This window comes from Tissierella pigra, assembly GCF_009695605.1.
Lineage (GTDB): Bacteria > Bacillota > Clostridia > Tissierellales > Tissierellaceae > Tissierella > Tissierella pigra.
Genome location: NZ_VUNQ01000005.1, coordinates 30,191 through 54,226, shown reverse-complemented (window position 1 = coordinate 54,226; position 24,036 = coordinate 30,191). Strand labels below are relative to the sequence as shown.

The 24,036-nt window shown below is 31.7% G+C and carries 26 protein-coding genes; 3 read left to right on the top strand and 23 right to left on the bottom strand.

Features of this window, described 5'->3' with window-relative positions:
- Positions 1–25: 25 nt before the first annotated feature.
- The 12 genes from ispE to FYJ83_RS03785 all read right to left on the bottom strand — a co-directional run bounded on the left by ispE (position 26) and on the right by FYJ83_RS03785 (position 12,584).
- The gene (ispE, locus tag FYJ83_RS03840; protein ID WP_154439020.1) at positions 26–880 is read right to left on the bottom strand and encodes a 4-(cytidine 5'-diphospho)-2-C-methyl-D-erythritol kinase; all 855 of its coding nucleotides are present in this window, start codon (positions 878–880) and stop codon (positions 26–28) included.
- A gap of 71 nt (positions 881–951) precedes the next feature.
- Positions 952–2,499, bottom strand: a complete 1,548-nt coding sequence (locus tag FYJ83_RS03835) for a DUF3794 and LysM peptidoglycan-binding domain-containing protein (protein ID WP_154439019.1) — start codon at positions 2,497–2,499, stop codon at positions 952–954.
- Positions 2,500–2,848: 349 nt separating this feature from the next.
- Positions 2,849–3,115 (bottom strand): Veg family protein, encoded by a 267-nt coding sequence (locus tag FYJ83_RS03830; RefSeq protein WP_154439018.1) that lies wholly within the window; start codon positions 3,113–3,115, stop codon positions 2,849–2,851.
- A 166-nt stretch (positions 3,116–3,281) separates the two neighbouring features.
- Complete coding sequence (locus FYJ83_RS03825) at positions 3,282–4,004, bottom strand: FadR/GntR family transcriptional regulator (protein WP_195837909.1); 723 nt, start codon at positions 4,002–4,004, stop codon at positions 3,282–3,284.
- A gap of 82 nt (positions 4,005–4,086) precedes the next feature.
- Positions 4,087–5,532 carry a sodium:solute symporter family protein gene (locus FYJ83_RS03820; RefSeq protein WP_154439016.1) on the bottom strand — a complete coding sequence of 482 codons (1,446 nt, stop codon included), beginning with the start codon at positions 5,530–5,532 and terminating at the stop codon, positions 4,087–4,089.
- A gap of 75 nt (positions 5,533–5,607) precedes the next feature.
- Positions 5,608–6,573: a C-terminal binding protein gene (locus FYJ83_RS03815; RefSeq protein ID WP_154439015.1), complete on the bottom strand. Its 966-nt coding sequence runs from the start codon at positions 6,571–6,573 to the stop codon at positions 5,608–5,610.
- A gap of 22 nt (positions 6,574–6,595) precedes the next feature.
- Complete coding sequence (locus FYJ83_RS03810; RefSeq protein WP_154439014.1) at positions 6,596–8,692, bottom strand: acetate--CoA ligase family protein; 2,097 nt, start codon at positions 8,690–8,692, stop codon at positions 6,596–6,598.
- An 11-nt stretch (positions 8,693–8,703) separates the two neighbouring features.
- Positions 8,704–9,237, bottom strand: coding sequence for a 2-oxoacid:acceptor oxidoreductase family protein (locus tag FYJ83_RS03805; protein WP_154439013.1), 534 nt, complete (start codon positions 9,235–9,237; stop codon positions 8,704–8,706).
- Positions 9,237–9,974 carry a thiamine pyrophosphate-dependent enzyme gene (locus FYJ83_RS03800; protein WP_154439012.1) on the bottom strand — a complete coding sequence of 246 codons (738 nt, stop codon included), beginning with the start codon at positions 9,972–9,974 and terminating at the stop codon, positions 9,237–9,239. Before FYJ83_RS03800 ends, FYJ83_RS03805 begins: the two co-directional genes overlap by 1 nt.
- A gap of 2 nt (positions 9,975–9,976) precedes the next feature.
- Positions 9,977–11,032, bottom strand: a complete 1,056-nt coding sequence (gene vorB, locus FYJ83_RS03795) for a 3-methyl-2-oxobutanoate dehydrogenase subunit VorB (RefSeq protein ID WP_154439011.1) — start codon at positions 11,030–11,032, stop codon at positions 9,977–9,979.
- Positions 11,033–11,079: 47 nt separating this feature from the next.
- Positions 11,080–11,298 (bottom strand): 4Fe-4S binding protein, encoded by a 219-nt coding sequence (locus FYJ83_RS03790; protein WP_154439010.1) that lies wholly within the window; start codon positions 11,296–11,298, stop codon positions 11,080–11,082.
- 35 nt (positions 11,299–11,333) lie between these two features.
- Positions 11,334–12,584: an MFS transporter gene (locus FYJ83_RS03785; protein ID WP_154439009.1), complete on the bottom strand. Its 1,251-nt coding sequence runs from the start codon at positions 12,582–12,584 to the stop codon at positions 11,334–11,336.
- Positions 12,585–12,866: 282 nt separating this feature from the next.
- Here FYJ83_RS03785 and FYJ83_RS20425 point away from each other — a divergent pair, with 282 nt between their 5' ends.
- Positions 12,867–14,669, top strand: a complete 1,803-nt coding sequence (locus FYJ83_RS20425; RefSeq protein ID WP_326828295.1) for a heme NO-binding domain-containing protein — start codon at positions 12,867–12,869, stop codon at positions 14,667–14,669.
- A 197-nt stretch (positions 14,670–14,866) separates the two neighbouring features.
- On the opposite strand, the gene FYJ83_RS03775 is transcribed toward FYJ83_RS20425, so the two are convergent.
- The 5 genes from FYJ83_RS03775 to FYJ83_RS03760 all read right to left on the bottom strand — a co-directional run bounded on the left by FYJ83_RS03775 (position 14,867) and on the right by FYJ83_RS03760 (position 18,748).
- On the bottom strand, positions 14,867–15,403 hold the full coding sequence (locus FYJ83_RS03775) for a spore maturation protein (RefSeq protein ID WP_154439008.1): 537 nt from the start codon (positions 15,401–15,403) through the stop codon (positions 14,867–14,869).
- The gene (locus FYJ83_RS03770; RefSeq protein WP_154439007.1) at positions 15,388–16,020 is read right to left on the bottom strand and encodes a nucleoside recognition domain-containing protein; all 633 of its coding nucleotides are present in this window, start codon (positions 16,018–16,020) and stop codon (positions 15,388–15,390) included. Before FYJ83_RS03770 ends, FYJ83_RS03775 begins: the two co-directional genes overlap by 16 nt.
- 163 nt (positions 16,021–16,183) lie before the next feature.
- Entirely contained in the window at positions 16,184–17,521 is a 1,338-nt protein-coding gene (gene mgtE, locus FYJ83_RS03765; protein WP_154439006.1) for a magnesium transporter, read from the bottom strand.
- A gap of 277 nt (positions 17,522–17,798) precedes the next feature.
- Entirely contained in the window at positions 17,799–18,095 is a 297-nt protein-coding gene (locus FYJ83_RS20520) for a HesB-like (seleno)protein (RefSeq protein WP_342366200.1), read from the bottom strand.
- 269 nt (positions 18,096–18,364) lie between these two features.
- Positions 18,365–18,748, bottom strand: coding sequence for a phage holin family protein (locus FYJ83_RS03760; protein ID WP_154439005.1), 384 nt, complete (start codon positions 18,746–18,748; stop codon positions 18,365–18,367).
- 159 nt (positions 18,749–18,907) lie between these two features.
- Between FYJ83_RS03760 and FYJ83_RS03755 the strand changes: the two genes are divergently transcribed.
- Positions 18,908–19,093 (top strand): DUF1858 domain-containing protein, encoded by a 186-nt coding sequence (locus FYJ83_RS03755; protein ID WP_154439004.1) that lies wholly within the window; start codon positions 18,908–18,910, stop codon positions 19,091–19,093.
- 59 nt (positions 19,094–19,152) lie between these two features.
- Here FYJ83_RS03755 and FYJ83_RS03750 read toward each other — a convergent pair whose 3' ends face one another.
- Positions 19,153–19,383, bottom strand: a complete 231-nt coding sequence (locus tag FYJ83_RS03750) for a glutaredoxin family protein (RefSeq protein ID WP_154439003.1) — start codon at positions 19,381–19,383, stop codon at positions 19,153–19,155.
- A 207-nt stretch (positions 19,384–19,590) separates the two neighbouring features.
- On the opposite strand from FYJ83_RS03750, the gene FYJ83_RS03745 reads away from it, so the two are divergent.
- Positions 19,591–19,857, top strand: a complete 267-nt coding sequence (locus tag FYJ83_RS03745) for a late competence development ComFB family protein (RefSeq protein ID WP_154439002.1) — start codon at positions 19,591–19,593, stop codon at positions 19,855–19,857.
- A 25-nt stretch (positions 19,858–19,882) separates the two neighbouring features.
- On the opposite strand, the gene FYJ83_RS03740 is transcribed toward FYJ83_RS03745, so the two are convergent.
- The 5 genes from FYJ83_RS03740 to FYJ83_RS03720 form a co-directional block, all read right to left on the bottom strand.
- Positions 19,883–20,248, bottom strand: a complete 366-nt coding sequence (locus FYJ83_RS03740; RefSeq protein ID WP_154439001.1) for an ArsR/SmtB family transcription factor — start codon at positions 20,246–20,248, stop codon at positions 19,883–19,885.
- A gap of 17 nt (positions 20,249–20,265) precedes the next feature.
- The gene (locus FYJ83_RS03735; protein ID WP_154439000.1) at positions 20,266–21,714 is read right to left on the bottom strand and encodes a hypothetical protein; all 1,449 of its coding nucleotides are present in this window, start codon (positions 21,712–21,714) and stop codon (positions 20,266–20,268) included.
- Positions 21,715–21,744: 30 nt separating this feature from the next.
- A complete protein-coding gene (rsmA, locus tag FYJ83_RS03730) occupies positions 21,745–22,611 on the bottom strand; it encodes a 16S rRNA (adenine(1518)-N(6)/adenine(1519)-N(6))-dimethyltransferase RsmA (RefSeq protein ID WP_154438999.1) in 867 nt (288 codons plus the stop codon).
- Complete coding sequence (gene rnmV / locus FYJ83_RS03725; protein WP_154438998.1) at positions 22,612–23,148, bottom strand: ribonuclease M5; 537 nt, start codon at positions 23,146–23,148, stop codon at positions 22,612–22,614.
- A 121-nt stretch (positions 23,149–23,269) separates the two neighbouring features.
- Positions 23,270–24,034, bottom strand: a complete 765-nt coding sequence (locus FYJ83_RS03720; RefSeq protein WP_154438997.1) for a TatD family hydrolase — start codon at positions 24,032–24,034, stop codon at positions 23,270–23,272.
- Positions 24,035–24,036: the final 2 nt, after the last annotated feature.

Sequence of the window (24,036 nt, the reverse complement as noted above, 5' to 3'; positions counted from 1 at the left end):
CAAAAGATGGGTATTATATACATTATTAAATTGTCTTTCCTTCAACAACTATTCCCTTAGTATATTTTTCTTCTAATTTATCTTTACAATAGTGCAACTTATCTAAATCGTCAAAGAATCCAAATACTGTAGGACCGCTTCCACTCATTAATGGCTTTAATGAACCATATTTTATAAGGTCATTCTTAATTTCTTCTATTATAGGATTGTTTTCTAGGACTACTTCTTCCATTACATTTATCATATTATCTGATAAGGTTTTTATATCATTATTTTCTATGGAAGAAATTATTTTGTTGGTATCTAAAGTTCTTTTTCCTTTAAGTCTTAGTTTTTTATATACTTCCACAGTGGAAATTCCCATACCAGGGTTTATTAAAAGTAATTGATGGTTTTTAAATGATTTTAGCTTAGTCAATTTCTCACCTATGCCTTCTGCCAAGGCTGTTCCCCCCATAGTACAGAAAGGTACGTCTGCTCCTATTTCTACTGCAATATTTCTTAATTCTTCTTCATTTAATTTTAAATCCCAAAGTTCATTTAGACCCTTTAAAGTAGCCGCTGCGTTGGTGCTTCCTCCTGCTAACCCTGCTGCTACTGGTATTCTCTTATTTATATTTATATGAACTCCCCTATTTATTCCAGTTTTCTCCTTAATCTTTTCCCAAGACTTATATACCAGATTTCTAGAATCTAGTGGTACATCTCTATGGTTACTTTCTAGTTTTATACCTTCTTTTATATCTTTTATGGTCAATATATCACTTAAATCTATTTGCTGCATTATAGTACTTAATTCATGGTAGTTATCTTCTCTTTTATATAATACATCTAAACCTAAGTTTATTTTCCCATAAGATTCTATTTTTATCTCTTTCATATAGGTTACTCCTTAAAAATTTTCACCCCTATATTATACCATAGTTTTTAAGATATTTTAAAGGTTTAAATTTAGAAGGATATATCCACCGTCTTTTCAATGATAATCTTTTCTCCTGCCATTATATTGTTTGGATTAATATTATCATTTGCTTGAAGTATTTCTTCTATGGTTGTATTATATCTCTTTGCTATGTTCCATAGCTTATCATTTCTTTGTACTATATATATTGTTATACTAGGTCGGTTTTTCTTATCTATTATTTCTCCTGTTTCCTCTAGAGATTTGATTAAGGATAAGGACCTCATTCTATTGATTTTAATATTATGTTTGACAGAAGCTTCTATTACAAACATATCTTTAGATATATTTGCCCTAATAGTTTCTAAATCAAGACTAACTTCTGACACAAGGTCTGGATTCTTTTCTTCTAAAGATAAGTAATATTTATATGGTACTTCTTCCCTTAAAGTATTTATATCTTCTGTTGTATCATCTAAGTAGATTCCTTGTACCATAAGGATACCTTCTATTATAAACTCTTCATCTACAAATCTACTATCTATAACTGAAGGATAAGCCGTTAGGTCATAGATTTCTCTTATTCTATAAGAGGATAAATCCTTAACTATATTTTCCTTATGGATTATATTCTTTATATTTTCTACTAAATTTACTTCTTCTTTTTCAATATTTATTTTTTCCCTAGTAGAATAAGCATCTACTATTAGTTTCTTTTCATTTTCTGAATAAGCTAATCCTGATACTCTAATTTTTGCCTCTAAATCTAATACTTTTAATTCCCCTTCATCATTTTCTAGTACCTCATATCCACCCTCTACTACTTCTATAAGAATTTCTCCCTTAGAATCAGATAAGGCTCCTGGAATCTCTAGGAAATGATTAAATGGCATTTCCTCTTCTATTGTGGCAATTTGACCCTCTCCATAATATACTACCCTAGCATTTACCATACCTGATATGATTATCCTATCTTCTGCAACAGTAGCTTCTTCTTCATATGCCTGAATAGATAATTTAAGTATTTCCTCTATGGCTGGTTTATCTTCCATTAATTCAAATGCTTCCTTTACAAAAGCATAAGCTGTTTCTCTGCCTTGAATTTCTTTGTATTTAATTGTTTCTTTCAAAGTTTGAAGATTTTCTTTTTCTTCTATATCTTTGATTATTTCTATATTATTTACTTCTTCTACTTTTCCTTCTAAACTAACTAATGCTTTTAAGGATACCTTCCTTTCATCTAATAGTTCATGTTCAATATATTCTATATTTGTCTTTATGGTTGCTGACATATCTTCTGTTATTCCTTCAATTTCTATTTCTTCTCTAAAGTCTGCATTGGAGTCTACAGTATGTATCCTCTTTTCTTCTTCACCTGATTTATATACTACTTTAAACTTCACTACTCCTGATACCACTAGCCTATCTCTAATTACCTTTGTACTAAGTATTTCTACGACTCCATCTGTCCAAAGTATACTTTCTAAATCTGGTCTTGATGGGTTTAGGTATATTTCTGTTTCTACTAAGGCTTGGGTATCTTCTTTTCCTCGTAGTTCTTCAATTCTTAAAATATCTTTTATTAACTCTATAGACATATTATCCCCCCTAATTTTTTCCTATAACTATCCTATGAGAATATATATGCTTTAATGTCCAAAATAATGAATAAAAAGATGTTACTATTAACAATCAATAAGAAAAATAATAAAAATCCACGCTCACGGTTTCGGACACGAATAATTCTATAGCTCATTCCAGCTAAAAATCCTACAGTTTGCAAACTCGCTACGCTCAAACAGTGCAAACTGTTTAACGGATTTCTAGCTTACATTCGCTAAGAATTAAATCGCGTCCTGCAAATGTTCCCTTAGTATTTTTATTATTTTTCAGTGTACCTATGAATAGCAACAAAAAATAACTGTACAAATTACTGTACAGTTATTTTTAAGATATTTTCACTTTTTCTTGAGTCTCTGAGTAAACAGTTACTTCTACTGTTCCTGTCAATACATCAGTATAGGTATATGATACTTTTCTTGAGCTATCGTATTCATTACAAATCCTTACTACAAATAAGTTAGGATATGCTGCTTCTAATATTCCATCTCTAACTACTGTTCTTTTTCTACCTTTATTTGCTCTTAATTTTACCTTTTTACCAACGCATTTTTCGATGTCCTTACGAATTCTAATTAGTATGTTCTTTTCCAATATAGCAAACCACCTTCCATTAGTTCCTCCTTAAAAAAGGGCAGAAAGAAGTGTTTGGGACACTCATGTCTATATGATACCATATTATATGGTTTTTGTCAAATAAATAAATTATTATACTATAACTTCATATAAATTGTCAATTGGAAAAGCAAAAAATCTTTTATTAATTTTTGTTTGATATGGAATTTAACTTCAATAAATCATTTTCCGTAAGTTGTATGTGTTCCATCATTAGGTTAACTGCCTTTTCAGGATTTCTCTCTTTTATGGCATCTAACACATTTCTATGTTGTTCAACGAAATAATATGTTTTTAAATAATCATCATGTTCCTTGTATATTTCTCTTATGGACTTTATAAAGGGCTGCATAAGGTTAGAAACTGACTCTGATATTATTTGAAACATTACATTATTCATCATCCCTATTAGCTTCCCGTGAAATTCTATATCTAGTTGTGATTGTTCCTCTTCATCTGCTGCATTTTCCATTTTGTTAACAATGGCTTCTAATTCCTCTATTTGATCTTCTGTTGCTTTTATTGCCGCAGTTCTTACGGCCTGAATTTCTAAGGAATGTCTTAGTTCCAATATATCTTCTATGGTTCCATTATTTAATTTATATGCAATAGATATGGATTTCAAAATAGTTGAATTTACATTGTTAGATATATAACTTCCCTCACCTTGTTTAGATTCAATAAGACCCAAAACTTCTAATGCCTTTAGGGCTTCTCTTAGGGATGATCTACTTACACCCAGTTTAGTTGTTAATTCTCTTTCTGGTGGTAATTTGTCTCCCTTTTGAAAAGTACCATCTAAAATAAGTTCTTGGATTTGTTCTACTATTTGTTCATAATTTTTCTTTGTATTTACCGATTCAAACAAGGTCAGCACTCCTTCTTTTATAAAGTATCGTTACATTTTTGTCTATATTTATTATATGATTTATATGCCCTAGTATCAAGGATTAATTAATTTTATTGTGACTTAAATACTTTTCAATCTTTTCTTTATCTATTTCTGAAGGTTTTGTAATTAAAGACATTGGTATAAATACTAAGGCTGAAACCAATAGTCCAGGCCATAATGGGTCTATATTAAATACAGATCCTAAATTAAAGCTATTACCTAAAAACCATAATACAACTGTAATTAAAGATAATGTCATACTCCAAAAAGCAGATTTACTATTTGCCTTTTCCCAGAAAAATATTCCTATGGTAGGTAAAAATAATCCTGCTGAGTTTATGGTAAAGGCTAGATAAAGTATATTTACTATATCCATCATTTTTATTGCCATAATTGTACTTAACGCCCCAATTAACATAGAACTAATGGTTCCAAGTTTTAACAAATGTTTTTCTGAAGCCTCGGGATTAATATATCTCTGATAAATATCTCTAGTGATATTTGCAGATGCAGTTAAAGTAGATATATCACTGGTTGACATTAAGGCTGATATAATTCCTATTAACATTATTCCCTTTACACCAGTGGGAAGTACTTCGCTTACTATGGTAGCCAGTATTGCACTAGTATCTCCTATATTTGGGAATATGATTCTACCTGCCATTCCTATATAAGTTGAAACTATGGCTATAAAAGCTGTTCCTATGATTGCAAGTAATGTACCATTTCTCGCTGTCTTTTCATCCTTCGCAGCAAAACATCTAGTATAACTGTCCATACTTGTAAAGAATGTTAAAGTAATTGATACTATAAATCCTAAAATTGTACTAGTTCCCCATGCTCCTAATTTAAAAAATGTTGGTGGCATTTGGGCCTGAAAACCAGCTATACTTCCTGAAGCATTATATATAAAAGGTATGACAATAACTAATGAACCTAGAATCAATGTAGTTTGAGCCACATCAGTGTATGTGACTGCTAAAAGTCCACCTGTTGCAGTATATATACTAACTATAACAGCAGATAATATTATACAAAATGTAATATTCCATCCAGTAAAGGTATAGAGTATACCTCCTGCTGCCACCAATTGTCCAGCATTATATGCTATATTTGCCAATATAGTAGTAATTATGGAAACCATTCTACATCTACTATTATATCTATCTTCTATTAAATCTGGATAAGTTATATGACTAAACTTATCTCCTACTTTCTTTATCAATTTAGTAAATGTCAGCCCAAATATAGCAAAACCTACACACATAGCACCTACATACCAAACAGCTGTAATACCTAATTCATAGGCATTGGCTGCTGTAGCAATAACTGCTGCTCCACCTACCCATGATGATAACCATAGACACATCATTGAAATAGTTCCTGTTTTCTTTCCTCCAAGATAAAAATCTTCCATATTATTTTGCTTTTTACTTGCATAAAATCCTAAATAAAGCATAAAAATCAGATAAGCAATTATTAATATTATATCTATTATATTCATATCCGTTCCTCCCATAAGGATTTTCTCATTAGAATTAAGGCTCCAAGTAATGGAGCCTTATATTTTAGTTTATTTTTATTTTCTTACACCATTTACTATACTAAGCTTGTCATACTGACCTCTTAGGTAATAGTCAATATTCTTAGCAGATAGTTTTTGAATTTCATATTGTGATGTTTGAGAATAGTAAGCTACGTGAGGTGTAATTATAACATTGTTTCTTCCAACTAATTTAGACTGTTGTAGGTTTGGAGCTTCTTCCTCTAATACATCAAGTCCTGCTCCCCTAACTAATCCTTCATCTAAGGCTTTAGCTAAAGCTTCTTCATTTATAATAGCTCCCCTACCTGCGTTTATAATTAAAGGTTTATTCTTCATCATATTATACCTTTCCATAGTGAAATATCCCCTAGTTTCATCTGTAAGAGGTGCATGGATAGATACAATATCTGATCTTTCTAGTAATTCCTCCATAGTAACTACTTCTACATTTAATTGTTTAGCAAGTTCCATGTTCATATATGGGTCTGATGCAATAATCTTCATTCCAAAGGCATTTGCTCTCTTTGCAACTTCCCTTGCTATGTTTCCAAATCCAAATAGCCCTAATGTCTGTTCACTGAGTCTAGTAATTTCAGGACAAAGGTCATATCTCCACTCTTTATCTTCCTGTACATTTTTATCAAATTCTTTTATTCTTCTATCCAATGTTAAAATTAAAGCCATAGTATGGTCTGCTACTTCTGGTGTACAGTAATGAGGATTATTGATTACTGCTATGCCTCTTTCAGCTGCTGCCTCAATATCTACACTATTGAAACCTATAGCTGCTTGAGATATTATCTTTAACTTTGGTAAAGCATCCATTACTTTGGCTGTAAAAGGTTCATATGCAGATATTACTGCATCTACATCCTGAAGATTTTTTATAAGGTCTTCTTCTGTAGGAGAATGTTTTATTTCGAGAGTCGCTCCTTCAGGAATAAATTTTTCTTCTATTTCTGCTGTTTCTTGGGGATGAGTCAAAACTATTTTATACATTTATCTCTTCCTTCCCATTTTATTATTCTTTTACGATGATTAAAGAGTCTGCTACAGATAGTCCTTCTCCCTTTTCATATAGGAATACTGGATTTATATCTATTTCTGCTACAGTATTTTTGTTTTCTATTGCAAAATTTGATACTTTAACGATTAAATCTACTAAGGCTTCTACATCTAGTTCATTTCCACCTCTATATCCTGTGAGAAGTGGATAGCCTTTTAGGGATTTTACCATTTCCAGAGCTTCTTTATGATTTAGTGGTGCTGGATATAGTGAAACATCTTTAAATATTTCTACAAATACTCCACCTAATCCACAAAGAATCATAGGACCGTATAATGGATCGTTATTTACTCCTATTATAAGTTCAGTACCCTTTGGCAACATCTCCTGCATTAATATTCCGTTTATCTTTGCAGTGGAATTATATTTTGTTACACTATCCATTATTTCATCATATGCTTTTTTGACATCTTTTTCTGAATTAATATTCAGTTTAACCCCACCTGCATCTGATTTGTGAGGAATATCTGCTGATTCGATTTTCATTACTAATGGATAACCGATTTTACCTGCCATCCCTAAGGCTTCTTCCTTATCTTTTGCAATATCTTCCTTTGGTACTGGTATTCCCGCGTTACCTAACATAATTTTACTTTCATGTTCTGATAAAAACCTTCTAGTTTCCTTTTTATCATCAGTTGGTAAGCCTATATCCAGTGTATGTTCATCTGGATTATACTCTATAAACTCACTGAATTTCTTCAATATTTCCATAGCATAGACAACTGGTGGTAAAATAGAAACTCCTGCTTTTTCCAGTCTTTCTGCATATTCAGGATTTCTTGTATTTTCAACGTAAGGAATCATTACCATAGGCTTTGTATTACCCTCTTTAACTACCTTTTCTATTCCTTCTGTCATATAGTATATACAAGGGTCTGCTATATTTAGCAGTAGAGTATATCCTATTAAAACCATATCTATATTAGGATCATCCATTACTGCCCTCAAAGCTCCTGCATACTTTTCACTATCATAGGATAAGCTTGCTGTCATATCCAGTGGATTGTTTGGAGTTGCATAGCTTGGCAACATTTCTGTTAGTTTTTTCATTGTATTATCTGTAAAGTCAGGATAATTTATTCCCTTTAAAGAACCTATATCTGCTGTAATTATGGTTTCTCCACCAGAAAGATTCATAGCTGCAAATCTTGCGTTCTTTGGATATTCTTTTATTGTAGATAATAAATGGGTCATGGATAATAATTCTTCCATATCATTTACCCTTATTACCCCAAACTTCTTAAATAACGCATCATAAGTCTTATCAGAACCTGATAAACTTCCTGTGTGAGATGCAGATATTGCTGAACCTTTTTCTGATCTACCAGTTTTTAAAATTACAATTGGTTTTCTTTTTAATGCAGCTTTTTTAAGAGCATTTACAAATATTTCTGGTTTTGAAACTCCCTCTAAATATGCCGCTACAACTTTTGTATCTTCATCATCTACTAAATAATCTAAGTATTCTTCTACCTTTACTACAGAACTATTTCCAGAAGAGATTACATAGGAAAATTTCCCCTTTGGGTTGTCCATTAGCGAAAGTGCTAATTGTCCACTTTGAGATACTAATCCTACTGTGCCTTTTCTGTCTCTTTTTTCCGCTACAAATGCAAAGCTATAAACATCATCTATATAGTTAATAAATCCACCACAGTTTGGTCCAAGAAGAGCAATTCCTAGTTCCTTACAAAGGTCTATTAGCTTTCTTTCTTCTTCTCTGCCTTCTTCGGTGCCAGTTTCAGAATATCCACTGGCATATACTACAGCTCCCTTACATCCTTTTTCGTAGGACTGCTGTAATATATCCAAAACTGTAGATTGTGGTGTACAAATAATTACCATGTCAATATTATCTGGTATATCACCTACTGATTTATAGCATTTTTGTCCAAATACTTCTTCCCTCTTAGGATTTACAAAATAATATTTAGACGAATCACTGAAGTCCATTATATTTTTACAAGTATCTCCTCCGAAGGAGCCTTCCCTTTCACTAGCTCCTACTAAGGCGATTTTTTTTGGTTTTAAAAGGTTAGATACATTCATTAATCTTCCTCCTAGTTTTCTACTGAATTATATCCCATTTCAAAGCAAACTTGATTTGCTGGATTTACTTTTCCTTTATCTGCAAAGAAATTTTCAATTCCTTTAGCAAAAGTGTCTTTATCAAGAAGATTTGTTGCCTTTATAAAAGCACCTAAAATTACAATATTTACTCCTCTAGGATTATTTGCTTCATGGGCAATATCATTTGCTAGTACTTCAACTACTTTTATATCGTCTCTATATTGTCTATCTTTTACCATAGAGGAATTTACTATTAAGATTCCATCTGGTTTCATATTTTTTTCAAACTTGTCTATGGAAGGTCCATTCATGGCAATAAGTACATCTATGTTCTTAACAAAAGGACTGGCAATTTCATCGTCACTAATTTTTACTCCACAGTTAGCCGTTCCTCCACGCATTTCTGAACCATAGGATGGAATCCAAGTAACATTTTTACCATTATCCATGGCAACCTTTGCTAAAATCAATCCTGCTGTTAAAACTCCTTGACCTCCGAAGCCCGCTGATATAATTTCCATCATTACTTTGTTCCCTCCTTATCAATATACTCACCTGTATTGAAAAGCTCTTTAACTACACCATCTATTCTTTCAGAACAAGCTACAGGTGCCATACCTAAGTTAGTTGGGCAAGGTGAAAGTATCTCTACTAGACAAAACCCTTCATTATTCATATGCTTTTCAAAAGCCTTTTTTATATATTTTTTTGTTCTTCTAATATCTCCTAGGTTAGATACTGAACCTCTTGCTAAATATGGTATATCTAAGCTTCCCATAACTTTTACTACATCAAAGGGTTGTCCTGTTTTTGAAACATCTCTTCCCTTAGGAGAAGTTGTAGTTTTTTGTCCTGCTAGAGATGTAGGTGCCATTTGTCCACCTGTCATTCCGAAAACTCCATTATTTATAATTATTGTTACTACATTATCGTTTCTTAGAGCCGCGTGCATGGTTTCTGCAATACCTATGGAATAAGCTGCTCCATCTCCCAGATATGCAAGTACTGGATTCTCTCTTCTAATCTTTTTTACACCTGTTGCAGTAGCTATAGGTCTTCCATGAGCTGCTATTACGGTGTCAAATTTCCATGTATCTATGTGTAGAGAAGAACAAGCCACATCTACTACTGTTAATAGTTTTTCGGTTAATCCCATTTCTTCCATTACTTCTCCAATTAAACGTGAAACAATTCCATGTCCACACCCTGGACAAAATGATGTCTGTGCAAAGGATATTGATTCCGGTGCTCTTAATTCCATTATTATACCTCCCCACCTGATAATATTTTATTTGCTTTTTCAATAATGACTTCTGTTTCAGGTACATCTTTAACTGTTGTATATTTATATACCGGATACTTGTTACCCGTAGCTAATATTACATCGTCTACCATTTGTCCTAAAATGTTCATTTCCACTGTCATTAGTGCCTTACATGAATCTGATAATTCTTCGAAAGCTTTTATAGGATATGGCCATAAGCTAATAGGTCTTATTAATCCTAGTTTTATTCCTTGACTTCTTGCAACTTTTACTGCCTCTTTACATACTCTAGAGCTGATTCCGTAGGAAACTAGTACAACTTCTGCATCTTCTACTTCCATTGACTCCCATCTTTGCTCATTATCTTCCATTTCTTTATATTTGTTTGCTAAAAACTCATCATAATTATCCATATAATATAAAAGGTTAGTGATTTTCTTTTGTTCTTCACCCTTTTTACAACCTTTCATGGACCAATGAAATTTATCTATATCATGTTCTTCCATTTCAGGTAAAGCTACTTTTTCCATCATTTGACCAATGGCTGCATCTGAACCAATAATTACTGGATGTCTATATTTTTCTGCTAAGTCAAAAGCCAAGTGAGTTAAGTCAACATTTTCCTGAACAGAATTAGGTGCCAATACTATGGTTCTATAGTCTCCATGTCCCCCACCTCTAGTTAATTGCCAGTAGTCTCCTTGACTTTGTCCAATATCACCTAATCCATTTCCATATCTCATAACATCTACTAGTACAGCTGGAAGATCTGCTGCTACAAGATAAGATATTCCTTCTTGAAAAAGACTAAATCCTGGACCTGATGAACTTCCTATTACTCTAGCTCCAGCTGCTGAAGCACCAAGCATCATATTTATTCCGCCTAGTTCAGATTCAGTCTGTACAAACTCTCCACCTACTTCATCCATTCTCCATGATAAATACTCTAATATTTCAGTTTGTGGTGTAATAGGGTAACCACTATAAAATCTACAACCTGCCCTTATGGCAGCTTCTGCTAATGCTTCATTACCTTTCATCAATACATATTCCATAATCTTACCTCCTATCATTTTGTTCCTAGTCTATATTGAGTAAAGTTTTATTCTATTGTATAAACAGTATCTGGGCAGACAGTATAACAAGCCCCACAACCTATACATTTTTCTTCATCTACCTGAGTTGGTGAGTAACCTTTTTTATTTACTATGTCCATTATGGATATAGCGTCTTTAGGACACGCCTTGATACAATAGTAACATCCTTTACATTTCTCAGGATTTGTTTTAGCTTTTGCTGTATTTTTTATTGCTGTTGCCATGTTAATTCCTCCCATATAAATTATTTTGTTAATATTTATTTTGCATTTGCTTTGTACTTATTAGATAATTTTACGGCTACTAAAGCTACTAATAAGGACACAATTGTTACTCCTATGGTAAATATAAATATACGACTATATCCTGCATCTCCATAAATGTCTAACCACTTACCAAATAAAGTATATACGAACATATCAGGTAAATAACCAATTACTGTAATAATAGCTAAAGCTGTTCCAGTAACTGCTGCTGGTACTTGTAATTCTGATATAACCGCATATAAAGGTCCTTTAGCCATATATAAAGCGATGGCATTCAGAAGCATTACAGCTATTATTAAAATATTGTTTCCTCCTGGAATAATTAAAAGCATAGCCATGGATATTGCACATAATCCTAAAGAAACTACTTGACCTTTACTAGCTGATTTAAATACATTATCTGAAATATATCCACCTAATGGTCCACCAATAAATCTAGTTCCATAGTTTCTAATGGTTCCTATACTTGCTGCCAATGTTAATGATAAACCTAGTACACCTGTACTATATGGAGTTAAATAGCTTAACCCTGCAATAAATGTAACTTGTCCAAACATCATAATTGCTACAATCCATACTGCTGGATATTTTAATACACCAAAGTAATCCTTAATACCAACTTTTTCAGTTGTAGTAGTTTTTTCTTCAGCATAAGTAAGTTTTTCATCATATAAAAATATAATTAATATTCCTGCTATTACACATAAAACACCCATAGTTGCTACAGCACCTTTAAATCCTAGTAGAAGGTTATCTGCAAATAATGATAATACATAAATCATAATAAAGTTAATTAATAATGATGCTATACCATTCATAGCTTCGAAGATTCCAAACATTCTGCCTTGTTCTTCTTCACTACCTAATAAACGAATTCCCTTTAAAAGTGCAGGCCAGAATGCAAATCCACCTGTTATTGCTGCACCAAACCATACTAATTTAACCATTGTAAAGTTTTTATAAGTCATCATAAGTAAGAAACATATTGCTGCATTACCAAATGTAGATGCTAGTAAAACTGTTTTTGGTTTAAATTTATCTGCTATCCATCCTCCTGGTAGGTATGACAATGTACAAGCCATGGCATAGATTGATAATAATGAACCAAGTTGAGCATTAGTAACTCCCATAGCTGCAATCATTTGGTCATAAAATGTACGGCTCATATATGGCAGTGTATACATAAAACCATAGGTAAGACCTAATGCAAATAACAGTAATATTCTTTTAACTTTTTTATTCATGTTTATCCTCCTAATTTCACATTTTAATCTTTAGATTTTTATTTGAGAATAAAATACAGTACTACATTTATCCCCCCTTGATTTAATTGTTTTAATTTTTTGATAATATATTTGATAATCATATTATAGTATGGTCATACCAATTATGCAAGTATTGTTATTTTTCTTTCATACTTTATCGTATTTAAACAAAATATTTCTTTTTTTAATACCATAATATGGACACAATTTTCTATTCCTTATGATATAATATACTCATAGTTATACGAAGGAGGAGTTATTGTGAAAGGTACTATAGTTTCTGCTTGGGTTGATACTTGCAGAGAATTGTATGGAGAAAAAATAACAAATGAAGCACTGGAACATTTTAATATAAGTTCTAATAAAATATTTTCTCCTATAGAGGATATAGAAGATAAAGTGGCTCGAGGAATTATTGAATATATTGCAGCAAAACTGAATAAGTCTCCTGATGAAGTATGGAGAACCATGGGAAATCACAATATCATCACATACTCCAAAGTTTATCCCGCATTCTTTAGATATAAAAACTTATATTCATTTCTCCAAGCAATGTATGATATTCATGTTGTAGTTACTAAAAGGGTTAAGGGAGCAAATCCTCCTATTTTGGGAATTAAGCCTGTAGACAAATTTACAGCACATATGACTTATTCTTCATCTAGAGGAATGTTTGCTTATTTTCAAGGTATGTTAGAGGGTGCTAGTAAGTATTTTAAAGAAGATATTATTATTGAAACTGTAGAAAAGACGGAAGATTTTCTTAAAATATCTATTAAGTTCCCTAAAGAGATTTACTATAAAAAGAAATATATGCTTAATAAAATATTGTCTCTAGGATTTATAAAAAATATGGAAGGAAAAATTGCCATAGCATCCTTTCTATTTTTAGGTATTCCAGTAAGTCTTATATCTAAATTTGTAGATTCTAACATTGCTATACCTTTGACTTTAGCTTTATCAGTCTTAATTCCATTTTTTATATCTAAAGGACTTTTTAGACCTCTAAAATCCATTTATAACTCCCTAGAGGAAATTATAAATAAGGATTTGTCCATGATCCACGATATATCTACATCTGACTTCTTTGAAGATATTAATCTCAAGTTAAAAGAATTAAAGGAATCTATTAAGAAGGATTTTGTTGGATATAAAAGTACTACAGATGAACTAAATGTCTTTGCTGATAAGTTTGCCGATATTTCATCTAATATGAGCTTTACTTCTGGTGAAATATCAAATGTAGTAGAACAAGTTGCAACTGGTTCTATTAATCAAGCTGAAGAAACAGAACAAACTGCATACAGTTTAAATAACTCTATTATTTCACTAAATGAAGTAGTAGATAAAGAAAATAGTGGAAAAGACCAGCTGGAATCTGCTGTAATTCAAATCAATAAAGGGTTTAGTGACTTAAAGTCTACTTCTGATAGCTTAAATAATATATTGCTTCAGTTTTCCCATGTAAAGTCTAAGGGTCAAGATTTACAAAATAGAGCCAATGAAGTAAAAAATATTGTTGAAGCTGTAGAAAGTATTGCAGAGCAAACTAATTTACTGGCTTTAAATGCTAGTATAGAAGCATCACGGGCTGGAGAATATGGTCGAGGATTTACTGTTGTTGCCATGGAAATCAGAAAGCTTGCAGAAGGTTCAAAGGATGCTGTTCAAACTATAAATGATAATTTAGAATCCTTTGTCCAAGATATTGCTGAGTTCGTTGTTTCTATATCTGACCAGTTTAGTATTCTTGAAAACGAAAATATCAAATTAAATACTGTTGCTGCGGAAAACCAATCTGCTGTAAATTCTGTGGCTAAAGTATCTCAGCTAATTACTGAACTTACAAAGGAACTTACGATTGAAACTGATAGTATAAACTCCCTTTTCCACGGTATAGAGTCATTGGCAGCAATTGCAGAAGAAAACTCTGCATCATCACAAGAAGTATCTGCAAATGTTCACGCATATACTGAAGAAATTAAAAAGATGACAGAAAGTATATATGAGTTTAAGAAAGTTAGTATGGAGTTTAGTAAGGAACTGGAAAAATACGTTGTTTAAGGACTTCGTCCTTAAACAGTGAATAGTGAATAACTAATATAAGCAGGGTACCAAAATTGTGGTTTTCAATTTTGTGTACATCGCTTAGTTTGTTCATCTAGTGAATAGTTAGGGAGGTTTCCAATTCATTGGAAACCAATTAAATTAAAAAATACTTCGCAAAGCGAAGTATTTTTTCACTATTCACTATTTTTTAGTTACCCAAAAAATATTCTTGCCACATAAACTGCTGAAACTAATCCAACCAGGTCTGCTATTAATCCTGCTGATAGTGCGTGTCTATATTTTTTTATGGATACTGAACCAAAGTATACTGCTAAAATATAAAATGTGGTTTCACTGGAGCCCATCATTACTGCTGCCGTTCTTCCAATTAAGGACTCCGGTCCATGATTTTTTATTAGTTCACTCATGATTCCTTGAGCACCACTTCCTGATAAGGGCCTCATAAATATCATAGGAACTACTTCTCCCGGGATTTTAAATAATTCTATAAGCGGACTAAATAGCTTAATCAGCATATCCATAGCTCCCGATTCCCTAAAGACTCCAATTGCCACAAGCATGGCTACAAAAGAAGGTATAATCCTTATTGCCGTAGTAATTCCATCTTTTGCCCCTTCCATAAAGGATTCATAAACCTTAATATTTCTAATAATACCATAAAGTATAATTCCAACAATCATAAAAGGAATGGCAAGTTTAGATAAAATCTCCATTATTTCAATGAACATTCAACTTTTCCTCCTTTACCTTTTACCTTTTTTATTTGATATTTAGGCAGTCTTTGAAGTGTTTTTGCGGCAATTATGGCTGTAATTGTGGATATTGTAGTGGCTACTATGGTAGGACCTACTATTTCTGTTGGATTGGTCGCACCTGCTGATGAAAGTATTGCTATGGTTGAAGCAGGTATTAAAGTTACAGAAGATGTATTTATGGCAAGAAATGTAACCATTGCATCTGTTGCTGTATCCTTTCGTCTATTTAATTTTTGCAATTCTTCCATTGCCTTTAGTCCAAAGGGAGTTGCTGCATTGCCTAACCCCAAAATATTAGCAGATATATTCATTATCATAGCTCCCATGGCTGGATGATCAGCTGGTACATCTGGAAATAAAAGTATCATTATTGGTTTTAAAAGCTTTGATACTCCTCTTATAAGTCCAGAGTCCTCTGCTATTTTCATAATTCCAAGCCATAAAGCCATTACTCCAATAAGTCCTATGGCTAATTCTACAGCTCCTTTAGCATTCTGTATGGCACTTGCAGTAACATTATCTAAATTTCCAGTAATAGCTCCAACTATAAACCCAATAATAATTAGAGCTGCCCAAATAGCATTAATCATATAAACACCTCTTTTTTAGTGAATAACTAATAGTTAAGGTCTCCCCTACTATCTCTTCATTATTCACTATATTCTCTAGTGCTTATCCATTATTCAAAAAAACAAAAAAGACTTAAGATTTTCTTTTGGAAAATCTTAAGTCACTCTTCAATCTTCACTGTCTTTATATTCCAAGTAGTGATTTTGCGATGCTGAAGTATACTATCAGTGCCAATGCGTCTACTATAGTTGTAATAAGTGGTCCTGCCATTATGGCTGGATCAAGTTTTAATTTTTTTGCTATTAGTGGTAATATTCCACCTACTATTTTTGATGCTATAACTGTAATTACTACAGTTAATGAAACTGTCAAAGCTACTTTCATTTCTACTTTTTCCAATAATATAATCCTTAAAAAATTAATTACAGCAAGAACTACTCCCACTATAGCACTTATTCTTAGTTCTTTCCATAATACTTTCCACCAGTCATGGGTAGTTATTTCACCTGTTGCTAATCCCCTTATTATTAAAGTAGAGGACTGACTTCCTGAATTTCCTCCAGTGTCCATTAACATGGGAATAAATGTACTAAGCACTACTATAGATGACAGTACATCTTCAAATTTACCCATTATCCTTCCAGTAAATGTAGCAGAAATCATAAGTATTAAAAGCCAAGGTAATCTGTTTTTAGCCAATGTCATGACTCCAGCATCTAAATAAGCTTCTTCTGATGGAGACATAGCAGCCATTATTTGGAAGTCCTCTGTTGCTTCTTGTTCCATAATATCCATAATATCATCAACAGTAATAATTCCAGTAAGTCTATTTTCGTTATCCACTACAGGAAGTGCTAAAAACCCATATTTTATAAATACGTTTGCTACGCTTTCTTGGTCATCATGGGTATATACTTTTATTACTTCATCTTCCATTATATCTTCTATAATTTTATCTTCATCTGATGTGACTAAAGTTCTTAGGGAAACAAAACCCTCTAAAGTTCTTTTTTGATCTGTTACATAACAGGTATATACAGTTTCTTTATTTAAACCTATTTCTTTTATATGAGTTAAAGCTTCTTTTACAGTTAAACCTTTTCTTAACTCAACATATTCTATGGTCATTATACTTCCTGCAGAATCTACAGGATATTTTAAAAATTGATTTATTAATTTTCTTTCCTCTTCTTTTGCTGATTTTAGAATCTTTTTTACAATATTTGCAGGCATTTCTTCAATTAAGTCTATCATATCATCAAAAAATAGTTCATCTACAATATATTCTACTTCTTTGTCTGTTATGGAATTTATTATACCTAGTTGCTGTTCTGTCGAGAAGTGGGCAAATACTTCTACTGCTAAATCTTTAGGTAGCATTCTAAAAATCAAGAGAGTTAGATGTGCATCTAGGGGATCCAATAGCTCCGCCACATCTACCTCATTCATTTCTGATAATTCATTTTTTATTTGTGCATATTTTTTTCCTTCTATTAATTCTAATAGTTTTCTTTCATCCATGTTCTCCCTCCAATTAGAGAACCATAGTTTGTGATAAAAATGGTTCTCTTATTATTTTCTTTACTTCTCTTTTAATTATACTGGGTAAAGGCCCAGAATCCATTTTCATCACCAACCTTTCTTAGTGAATAACTAATAGTGAATAGTTAATAGCTGTCTGTTAGTCACTAATTATAAACTTTAACTTTTTTTATTATATCACACTTTTCTTATCCACCCAAATAAAAAAGATAGGGCAAACCTATCTTTTTTATTTAAACTATTCAATATTTACTAATTAACATCCACCAGAAGCCCTATCTGGAATTACTGTAAATCCTCTTCTTAGCCAATCATCACTATAATCTACTGTAAATTTTCCATAGTTCTCTTCTAATCCTTCTTCTATTAGAAAATTGAAATTACTAGCTGATACCTTTAAATCTCCATCTTTATGCTCATCCAGAGCTATAGCAAATGATGGACCACCTCAGCCATAACCAGCTACATAAATTCTTAAAGGTTTATCTGTTCCTTTAGATTCTATAACTTTAGTCAATTCTTCTGATGCCTTTGGAGTTACATCTATAATCATTTTTATTTCCTCCTTAAATTAATTTCTCAATCTATTATATACCCCCATCGGGTATTTGTAAACATGAATTTATAAAGTTTATCTATAAAGATATGTTTACTAATAGATTACCCTTATTATTGATTTTTAAAAATATAAAATCAAATATATTTTAGACTAAAGACATTTTGCCATTCTAACAAAAAGGACACAAAAATAGAGGAACTTTGTTCCTCTATTTTTAAATTTAAAAGTTTCTTTTAATTCCTAATTCACAATTTGCGTAAACATTACATTGCTCTTCCTGGGATTATAGCATCTACTATACCTATTACCAAAGCACCTATTATAGCACCCCAGACTGATATATGGAATCCAGGTATTATAAACTTGGTAACATAGAGAATAAGTGCAGCTACTAAAAATCCTGATAAACCCCTGCCAAATGGAGAAGCACTTACACCAGTAAACTTTTGAATTAAATGATCCAGTACACCAATGACTATTGATGCTAGTATCAAACTCCATATTCCATCTATTGTAAATCCTGGAGTAAAGTAAGCTGCTATACCTACAACTATTGCTGTTACTAAAACTCTTATTATCATTTCCCCTACATTAAAATTATCTTCTCTTTCTCTATCTCTTTCTGGATTTCTATTTTTATCGTCCATAAACTCACCTCCTGATATAGTATTCTCCATAAACAATTTTTTTTATACAAAAAAATATTAAATAATTTTTATATTTTGTGAAATGATATATTTATACTGGAAAGGGTATAAAATATATGCTACTATATTAGTAGAGATTAAGTAAGGAGGTTGATAGACATGGAAATTACAAAAGATATGCTTATTGGTGAATTAATTAGAAAAAAACCAGAGGCAGTAGAAACTCTTATGAGATTTGGTATGGGTTGTGTAGGTTGTCCATCTAGCCAAATGGAAAGCTTAGAAGAAGCTGCTATGGTACATGGTTTAGATTTAAATAAATTAATGGCTGCTTTAAATGAATAATAGCATAATATAATTAAAAAGGAAGCGATTTTTCAACAAATCGACTTCCTTTTTTACCACTATTTGGCTAGTAATTCGTCAATCTTTTCCTTATCAAAACCAACAATTTCTTCACCATCTATGACCAAAACGGGAACACCCATATGACCCATAGACATTAATTCTTTTCTAGCATCTTTATCTGTTTGAACATTTTTTTCAACATAATCTATGCCTTTTTCTTTTAAATAATCTTTAGCTGAAACACAATACGGACACGTGTTGCTAGTGTAAACTGTTACATTTGCCATTTAAATCCCTCCTAAGCTTTTACTAATTTATACTATCTTTAGATGTATATTCCTTGACGTTAGTATTTTACCCATAGTTTTTGATAATAATCACGTAATATAAATTAGTCTATTAGTTTGACAATAATATTGTAAAATAATATAATATAGTACTGGTGAGTTTCATATGAATATAGTATTTAATATTTATAAATTAAGGATGATAGTATGATAAAAAATTATATGGAAATATTAGTTGATGAAGTATTTAACGAGTTAAAAGGTTCTAATGAAATATGCAAAGATATAGTCTGTAAACATGATATAAAAGCTATTGCTTTAAATAATTTGCCCCCTGTTTATTTTAAGTATAATTCAACAGATGGAGAAAAGAAAGCTTTTTTATTAGACCGTCAAAGGAGAATATCTGTATTAGCAAAAGTTGCTGAAGCTGCAGATTTAGTATGTTCATCTTGTACAAAAAATAGTAAATAAACCTACAACTATAGAGGTTGTAGGTTTATTTATGTTTAACGTGGTCTAGACCCTGTTTAAATAGTCCCAATACATGGTCATCATCTAAGGAATAAATAACTAACTTTCCTTCTTTTTTAAACTTAACTAGCTTCATATCTCTTAATATTCTTAGTTGATGAGATATGGCTGATTGAGTCATATCTAATATATTTGCTATATCACATACGCATAAGGAGGATTTTGATAAAATATAGATTATTTTAAGCCGAGTAGGGTCTGATAAAGCCTTAAATGTATTGGAAAGAATATCTATCTCTTTTTCTCCTAGCAAATCCTCTTTTAGTTTTTCTAAAGATACATCATCTGTATAGTGAGTTATACATATTAATTTGTCTTTAGTTTCATCCATTTCTTATCACTCCTATTTTAATCTATAGGTATCATTGGTATAGGAGACTCCACTGGCTTTCCAGTCATAGGATCTATGTGTATTATCCAATATCCCTCTCCACTTTCACCTTCATACCAAGTATTGAATCCTCTTTCTCCAGCATAAGGATGTTCCTCTTTTACAAATTTTCCTGGTATACCATATACAAAGTATTTTACATTTTCTCCTTCGTTATATAGTCCAAATAAATAATGTCCATATTTATCCATCAATTCATTACAGGTAGCAATACTTTCCTTATAAGCCTCTTTATTATTGCCACCAACAATATAAGAAAAATATGGAAGAAATGCCCTATATTCATTGTCTTTATCTAATTCAACTATCCACCAATTATAATCCTTTAAATTATACTTAAAAGGCTCTATATATGGGAAAAATCTTAATATACTTAATACATAATTAGTTGTCTGATTTTTTTGGTTCAATTTTTTTATATAATCTAAAGTCTTATAGTCAGGTTCAAAATCATCTTCAGGGTCTTCCTCCAATTCCAACACTGATTCATCTTGATTTTCTTCAATTTCTTTTTCTTGAATTTCTTTTTTTTCTATTTCTATTTCTTCTATTTCTTCTGACTCCACAGCAGTTGCAAGTGTTTCTTCTTTTGGTTCTTTTGCAGGTATATCATATTCTGGATTATATTCTTGTTCCTTTGCTGGCACATCATATATTGGGTCATATTCCTGTTCCTTTGCTGGCACATCATATATTGGGTCATATTCCTGTTCCTTTGCAGGTATATCATACATTGGGTCATATTCCTGTTCTTTTGCTGGTACATCATACATTGAGTCATATTCTGGTTCTTTTGATGGTACATCATATATTGAGTCATATTCCTGTTCTACAACTTCATTGTCCATTTCTTCACCTGTGTCATGGACTTCCATTACTTCAATTTCCTTAATTTCTTCTACTTCTTCTACTTCTTGAATATCTTTGACTTCTTCAACTTCATCTATTTGTTCTTTTTCTACTTTTACCGCTTCTACTGGTTCTTCTTTAGACTCTATAATGGGATTAAAAGGCATTTTATCTATGTACCTTTGAATAGTCCCATCCTCTTTGTCTAAATATCCACCTAACAGTACTTTACCGTCTCTCACAATTAAGATACCAGATACCTTTTCCAGTAAAAGATTCTCCTTCTCTAAATCTCGCTGTAAAAATACATATTCTCCCTTACCTTTCCCAGATTCATCAGTAAATATTTTACCTAAGTTCCAAATATTGTTGTTATTATTACTGTTCAAGATAAATACTACATTATAAGCCGTATCTTTTTCTGCATTTTCAATGTTTACAGTAACTATTCCCCTAAGACCTTTTATTTCTAGTTTACAATGTCCCTTTGGGTTTCCTCCTAAATTTGAAAACTCTTTCTTTAGTATTATAAACTTTCTGGTATATGCTAACGACATAAAACAACCCCCTTTTCATACTATATTTAATTATATGTCTAATGGGGGTAATGTTTTACTAATCTTTATAAAATCTTCTACAGAAAGACTTTCTGCTCGTATATTCTCATCAATATTCAAGGTTTTTAACGTATTTTTTATGTCTTCTTTAGCAATGTCAAATCCATAGGTAGATAGAGCATTGACTAGAGTCTTTCTTCTTTTGCTAAATGATGCTTTAACTACCTTGAAAAACTTTTCTTTATCTACATCTGGCAATTCTTTTTTTATATCTAGTTTTATTACTGCTGAATCTATCTTTGGCTGAGGCATAAATACAGTCTTAGGTACTTTGACTATTATTTTAGGTTTACTGTAAAAATTTACAAATATGGAAAGTGAACCATATTCCTTTCCTCCTGGGCCTGATTCCATTCTTTCTGCCACTTCTTTTTGAACCATTACTATTATAGCATCTAAGTTTAAATTATCCTCTATGAGCTTCCCAATTATAGGTGTAGTAACATAATAAGGCAAATTTGCTACTACCTTTACTGGACCACCATTTAATTTTTCGTTGATTAACTTTTCCATATCAACTTTTAAAACATCTTCATGGACTATTTCCACATTTTTATATTTCCCAATAGTTTCATCTAATATTGGCAGTAAAGTATTATCTATTTCAATAGCAACTACTTTCTTTGCCCTTAAAGCCAATTCCTCCGTTAAAGTTCCTATACCTGGACCTATTTCTATCACATAGTCATCTGGAGTAATTTCTCCTGCATCTGCTATTTTTCTTACAATATTACCATCCATTAAAAAGTTCTGCCCCAAACTCTTTGAAAACTTAAATCCATGTTTTGATAAAATCTTTTTTACATAGGCTGGAGAATAAAGTCTTTTTTCTTCCATTTATTTTTCAATCCTTTCCAAAGCCTGTTCAAATTCTTCTCTAGTTATACCAAAATTATTTAATCTATTTAAAAATTGCTTAGAGTTAGCATATCCAATTCCTAAGATATTTCCTAGTTCTTCTCTTTTCTCTCTTGAACCTTCTCCACCTGCTAATCCAAGAGCTATTATTTCTTCTTTTGTAAATTCTTCTTTTCGTTCTACATTACTAGGTCTGGACTTTAGAATTGCTTCAAGTATATCTTCTTTATTGGCATTTTCTACTCCAATATCATTTTTCTTTAAAGCCTTTCCTTGAGGTAAAAATGCGTGTTTACAATTTTTTATATGCTTGGACAAATCTTTTCTTATTTGTTCTCCAGCATAATCTGGGTCTGTAAGTATAATTATTCCCGTTTTCTCTGCTATACTTTTTAAATTTCTTATAAACTCCTTATTATATCCAAATCCTCCTGTAGCAATTACCTCGGCATCTACGGCAGCTTTTACAGCAGTTATATCATCTCTACCTTCAACAACTATAACTTCCTTTATCAATAAACCAACCCCTTAATGCAATTGCGTTGCAAATTTTGAATTTTGAATTGCGAATTAAAAGATTAATGAACTGCATTTACTTAAATATTCACAATTCACAATTGGACTTATTTAAGATTTTTTAAATCTTAAATAAGTCCTTTGTATTTCTATTTGTAGTCCTTTCTAATTCCTCGTAGGTTATCCCTCTTAGTTCGGCAATAGTACCTGCCACATATCTAACATACACAGGCTCGTTTCTCTTGCCCCTATAAGGTTCTGGAGTTAAATAGGGACAATCTGTTTCTATTAAAAGTTTATCTAGAGGTATATTCTTTGCCACCTCTTTGCTTACTTTAGCATTCTTAAATGTAACAGGACCTCCTAAAGATATATAAAATCCCATTTTTATATATTCCATTGCCATTTCTACACTTCCAGAATAACAATGAAGTACTCCTCTTAGACTTCCATCCTGTGCTTCTTTTAGTATATCAAAGGTTTCTTGTGCCGCATCCCTAGTATGGATGACAACTGGTAAATTTAATTCTTTAGCAAGGTTCAGTTGTTCTATGAACCACTTTCTCTGTATATCTCTTGGTGAGTTATCATAATAGTAGTCCAACCCTATTTCTCCAATGGCAACGACCTTATCTCTTTTAGCAAAAGTTCTTAGGACCTCAATAGTTGAATTATCAACTTCCTTAGCTGAATGAGGATGTACACCTATAGCTGCATATATATTATCATACTTTTCAGCTAAGGAAACAGAGGAAATACTTGTTTGTAAGTCTGCCCCTATATTTATAACTATTTCTACTCCATTATCCTTTAAAGAATTAATTAACTTATCCCTATCATTATCAAATCTTGGATCATCTAAATGTGCATGACTATCTATTAACATTT

What these genes read in the sequence shown, in the direction of transcription:
- ispE (WP_154439020.1), bottom strand. Translation starts at nt 880, where the DNA reads ATGAAAGAGATAAAAATAGAATCTTATGGGAAAATAAACTTAGGTTTA.
- FYJ83_RS03835 (WP_154439019.1), bottom strand. Translation starts at nt 2,499, where the DNA reads ATGTCTATAGAGTTAATAAAAGATATTTTAAGAATTGAAGAACTACGA.
- FYJ83_RS03820 (WP_154439016.1), bottom strand. Translation starts at nt 5,532, where the DNA reads ATGAATATAATAGATATAATATTAATAATTGCTTATCTGATTTTTATG.
- FYJ83_RS03815 (WP_154439015.1), bottom strand. Translation starts at nt 6,573, where the DNA reads ATGTATAAAATAGTTTTGACTCATCCCCAAGAAACAGCAGAAATAGAA.
- FYJ83_RS03810 (WP_154439014.1), bottom strand. Translation starts at nt 8,692, where the DNA reads ATGAATGTATCTAACCTTTTAAAACCAAAAAAAATCGCCTTAGTAGGA.
- FYJ83_RS03805 (WP_154439013.1), bottom strand. Translation starts at nt 9,237, where the DNA reads ATGATGGAAATTATATCAGCGGGCTTCGGAGGTCAAGGAGTTTTAACA.
- FYJ83_RS03800 (WP_154439012.1), bottom strand. Translation starts at nt 9,974, where the DNA reads ATGGAATTAAGAGCACCGGAATCAATATCCTTTGCACAGACATCATTT.
- vorB (WP_154439011.1), bottom strand. Translation starts at nt 11,032, where the DNA reads ATGGAATATGTATTGATGAAAGGTAATGAAGCATTAGCAGAAGCTGCC.
- FYJ83_RS03790 (WP_154439010.1), bottom strand. Translation starts at nt 11,298, where the DNA reads ATGGCAACAGCAATAAAAAATACAGCAAAAGCTAAAACAAATCCTGAG.
- FYJ83_RS03785 (WP_154439009.1), bottom strand. Translation starts at nt 12,584, where the DNA reads ATGAATAAAAAAGTTAAAAGAATATTACTGTTATTTGCATTAGGTCTT.
- FYJ83_RS03775 (WP_154439008.1), bottom strand. Translation starts at nt 15,403, where the DNA reads ATGTTCATTGAAATAATGGAGATTTTATCTAAACTTGCCATTCCTTTT.
- FYJ83_RS03770 (WP_154439007.1), bottom strand. Translation starts at nt 16,020, where the DNA reads ATGATTAATGCTATTTGGGCAGCTCTAATTATTATTGGGTTTATAGTT.
- mgtE (WP_154439006.1), bottom strand. Translation starts at nt 17,521, where the DNA reads ATGGATGAAAGAAAACTATTAGAATTAATAGAAGGAAAAAAATATGCA.
- FYJ83_RS03760 (WP_154439005.1), bottom strand. Translation starts at nt 18,748, where the DNA reads ATGGACGATAAAAATAGAAATCCAGAAAGAGATAGAGAAAGAGAAGAT.
- FYJ83_RS03755 (WP_154439004.1), top strand. Translation starts at nt 18,908, where the DNA reads ATGGAAATTACAAAAGATATGCTTATTGGTGAATTAATTAGAAAAAAA.
- FYJ83_RS03750 (WP_154439003.1), bottom strand. Translation starts at nt 19,383, where the DNA reads ATGGCAAATGTAACAGTTTACACTAGCAACACGTGTCCGTATTGTGTT.
- FYJ83_RS03745 (WP_154439002.1), top strand. Translation starts at nt 19,591, where the DNA reads ATGATAAAAAATTATATGGAAATATTAGTTGATGAAGTATTTAACGAG.
- FYJ83_RS03740 (WP_154439001.1), bottom strand. Translation starts at nt 20,248, where the DNA reads ATGGATGAAACTAAAGACAAATTAATATGTATAACTCACTATACAGAT.
- FYJ83_RS03735 (WP_154439000.1), bottom strand. Translation starts at nt 21,714, where the DNA reads ATGTCGTTAGCATATACCAGAAAGTTTATAATACTAAAGAAAGAGTTT.
- rsmA (WP_154438999.1), bottom strand. Translation starts at nt 22,611, where the DNA reads ATGGAAGAAAAAAGACTTTATTCTCCAGCCTATGTAAAAAAGATTTTA.
- FYJ83_RS03720 (WP_154438997.1), bottom strand. Translation starts at nt 24,034, where the DNA reads ATGTTAATAGATAGTCATGCACATTTAGATGATCCAAGATTTGATAAT.